The organism is Paracraurococcus ruber (assembly GCF_004353985.1).
Taxonomy (GTDB): domain Bacteria; phylum Pseudomonadota; class Alphaproteobacteria; order Acetobacterales; family Acetobacteraceae; genus Paracraurococcus; species Paracraurococcus ruber.
Genome location: NZ_SMOA01000428.1, coordinates 1 through 3175 on the forward strand (window position 1 = coordinate 1; position 3175 = coordinate 3175).

The 3175-nt window shown below is 75.8% G+C and carries 3 protein-coding genes; 1 reads left to right on the forward strand and 2 read right to left on the reverse strand.

Annotated features, from left to right (window positions below):
• Together E2C05_RS30230 and E2C05_RS30235 are read right to left on the reverse strand one after the other, a co-directional pair.
• Window positions 1-828, reverse strand: an 828-nt coding sequence (locus E2C05_RS30230; protein WP_133223320.1) for a CHASE2 domain-containing protein, incomplete at its 3' end; no start/stop codon positions are given.
• Window positions 825-1502, reverse strand: coding sequence for a Crp/Fnr family transcriptional regulator (locus E2C05_RS30235; protein WP_133223321.1), 678 nt, complete (start codon window positions 1500-1502; stop codon window positions 825-827). The genes E2C05_RS30230 and E2C05_RS30235, both read right to left, overlap by 4 nt.
• Window positions 1503-1635: 133 nt before the next feature.
• Between E2C05_RS30235 and E2C05_RS35295 the strand changes: the two genes are divergently transcribed.
• Window positions 1636-3090, forward strand: coding sequence for a calcium-binding protein (locus tag E2C05_RS35295; RefSeq protein ID WP_158292475.1), 1455 nt, complete (start codon window positions 1636-1638; stop codon window positions 3088-3090).
• Window positions 3091-3175: the final 85 nt, after the last annotated feature.

Here is a 3175-nt window from a genome sequence, read left to right on the forward strand (position 1 = left end):
GGCCCAGCGCGCCGGATCGCCCGGCCGCAGCCGCAGCATGGCGGATCCGTCCAGCGGCACCTCCACCCCGCCGATCGCCAGGCGCGGCGGGTCGGCCGCGATCACCAGCGCGCCGGCGCCCTCGGCCAGCCGCAGCGCCTCCACCGCCAGGCCGGGCCGCGCCGCATCCCCGACCAGGGCCAGCAGCGGCACGCGGCGGATGCGCCCATCCGCATCGGCATCCAGCGCCAGCAGGCCAAGGCCCGCCGCCGCCGCCGCCAGCGTCGGCGGCGGCCCCTGCAGCCCGGGCGCCGTCCACAGCCCAGGCAGGTGGGGCGCACCCTCGACCAGCACCGGCACGCCCGGCGGGTCATCCGGCAGCGGCCGCGATTCCAGCACGAAGCCCAGTGCGACCGGCGTCGCGCGCAGCACCTCGGCCAGCCTGGCATCGCCATCCGGCAGCGCCGCGGCCAGCGCCGCAAGGTCGGCCCGGCCGGTGGCCTCTCCCAGTTGCCGGGCCAGGGCCGCAGGGGAGAAGCGGTCGGGGCCCGCCAGCAGGATGTCGAGGCCGATCGCCGCCGGCCCGGCCGCCGCTACCGCCCCCAGCAATTCGGCCAGACGCGCGCGGCCCCAGGGCCAGTCGCCGAAGCGGGCGATGGCGGCGCGGTCGATATCGACCACGACGATGTCCGGCGTGGCCGGCGCCGGGCCGTGCAGCGCATCCAGCGCCCGTTCGCGCAGCACGTCGCGGAGGCCGCCCGGCGCCGCCGCCCAGGCCAGCGCCAGCAGGACGGCGGCGAGGATACCGGCGGGGGCGCCGCCGCCCGGGCGCCCCACCCCGCCGGTCACGCGCTCTCCGCCAGGGCCTGCAGGCCGGTGGCGTCGGCGATGCGCAGCCCGGCGCGGGAGGGCAGGATCAGGCCACGCCCGCGGAATTCGGCCAGCGCCCGGTTCACCTTCGGCCGCGTCGCCGCGACCAGGGAGGCGAGGTGGCCCTGGCTGAGCCGGACCAGCCCCGCCGGGTCGGCCGCCGCCAGCTTCAGCAGCGCATCCGCCAGGCGCTGCGGCAGCGGCCGCAGCCCCACCGCCTCAAGCTGGTGGGTGGTGCGGCGCAGCCTGGCCGCCAGCGCCCGCAGCAGGGCGAAGGCGGCGGCGGCATCGCTTTCCAGCACCGCCTGGGCGCTGGCGGTGCGGATCAGCAGGCCGGAAACGGGCGTCAGGGCGGTGGCATCGGCGCTGCGCGGCCCGCCATCGATCAGCGCCACCTCGCCCACCGGCTCCCCCGCGCCGACCAGACCCAGCGTGATCTCCCGCCCGGCGGCGGTGGCGAGGTGCAGGCGGACGAGGCCGTCGAGCACGAGGAGCATGCCGTCGTCGCCGGGATCGCCGCAGCGGAACACCACCTCCCCGTCGCGGTAGCGGACCGGCCGGGCGGCCTCGGCCAGCCGCGCCCTGGCCGCCGCCGGCACCTGCGCCAGCAGCGGCAGGCGGTCGAGCGCGCTGCGGACCGGATCGACGGACATGCAACGACAATGCCCCGCGCCCCGCCGGGGCGGCAAGCCGGCCGGATCGCCCTGTCACCTGCGGAACAGGTGCGGCGGCGGCCGGTGGCTAGGGTCAGCCCAGTTCCGCGACGCGCCGGACAGGAGACCGACCATGGCGACCACCAGCCTCTTCAACGCCAATGCCCGCAGCCTGCAGATCACCGGCGACGCGCTGGCCAACCTGCTCGTCCTCGGCCGCAACGCCGGCGGCGCCATCCTCGTCAATGGCGGCGCGGTCCCGGTCGGCGGCGCTCCGACCGTGGCGACGGTGGGCAAGATCCTGGCCTTCGGCCTCGCCGGGCACGACATCATCCAACTCGACGAGACCAACGGCGCGCTGCCGGCGGCGCAGCTCTTCGGCGGCGACGGCAACGACACCGTCACCGGCGGCGCGGGCGCCGATGCGCTGCATGGCGATGCCGGCAACGACGTGCTGAACGGCAAGGGCGGCAACGACCTGCTGTTCGGCGGCGCCGGCAATGATCTGCTGACCGGCGGCGCCGGCAACGACCAGCTCTTCGGCCAGGCGGGCGATGACCGCTTCGTCTGGAACCCGGGCGACGGCAGCGACACCGTGGATGGCGGCGCGGGCTTCGACCGGTTGGACGTGAACGGCGGCAACGGCGCCGAGAGCTTCACCATCGCCAGCAGCGGCGGCGGCTTCCAGGTGGACCGGGTCGCCCCCGCGCCCTTCACGGTGAAGGCCACCACGGTGGAAACCCTGGTCATCGACCTCGGCGGCGGCGACGACCAGCTGAACGCCTCCGGCCTTCTCGGCACCGGCCCGACCCTGATCGTCAGTGCCGGCAGCGGCAACGATACGGTCTCCGGCGGCCAGGGCAGCGACACGCTGCTGGGCGGCGACGGCAATGATGTCGTCGCCGGCGGCCGCGGCAACGACATCGCCCTGCTCGGCACCGGCGACGATGTCTTCGTCTGGAACCCGGGCGACGGCAACGACGTGGTGGAAGGCCAGGCCGGCATCGACACGCTGCAGTTCAACGGCGCCAACATCGCCGAGGCGATCGCCATCTCGGCCAATGGCGGGCGGGCGCTGTTCACCCGTAACGTCGCCTCGGTCACCATGGACCTGAACGACGTGGAGGCGCTGAGCTTCAAGGCGCTGGGCGGCGCCGACCAGGTGACGGTGAACTCCCTGGCCGGCACGGACCTGCGGACCGTGGCCATCGACCTGGCCTCGTCCCTGGGCGGCGGCGACGCGGCGGCGGACAGCGTCGTCGTCAACGCGGCCGGCGGCGACGACGTCATCCAGGTCTTCAGCTTCGGCGACGCGGTGGTGGTCACCGGCCTCGGCTACGATATCGAGATCCGCGGCTTCGAGGCGGGGGACAGCCTGGTCATCAACGCCCTGGGCGGCGCCGATGTCGTGGATGCCTCCGGCCTGCCCGGCGGCCTGCTGCTCGTCGTCAATGGCGGCGACGGCGACGACGTGTTGACGGGCGGCGGCGGCGCGGTGCTGAACGGCGATGCGGGGGACGACATCCTGATCGGCAATCCGCTCGACGTGCTGAACGGCGGCATCGGCGACAACGTCCTCGTCGCCTGACCCGCGGCGCGGGGCGGCGGGACAGGGCGGCGGGCCGGTCGCGGAGGCGGCCGGCTTCGACGCGCCGGGCCGGGCCCGCCGCGGC

Coding starts and splice junctions, on each gene's coding strand:
- E2C05_RS30235 (WP_133223321.1), bottom strand. CDS start 1,502: ATGTCCGTCGATCCGGTCCGCAGCGCGCTCGACCGCCTGCCGCTGCTG.
- E2C05_RS35295 (WP_158292475.1), top strand. CDS start 1,636: ATGGCGACCACCAGCCTCTTCAACGCCAATGCCCGCAGCCTGCAGATC.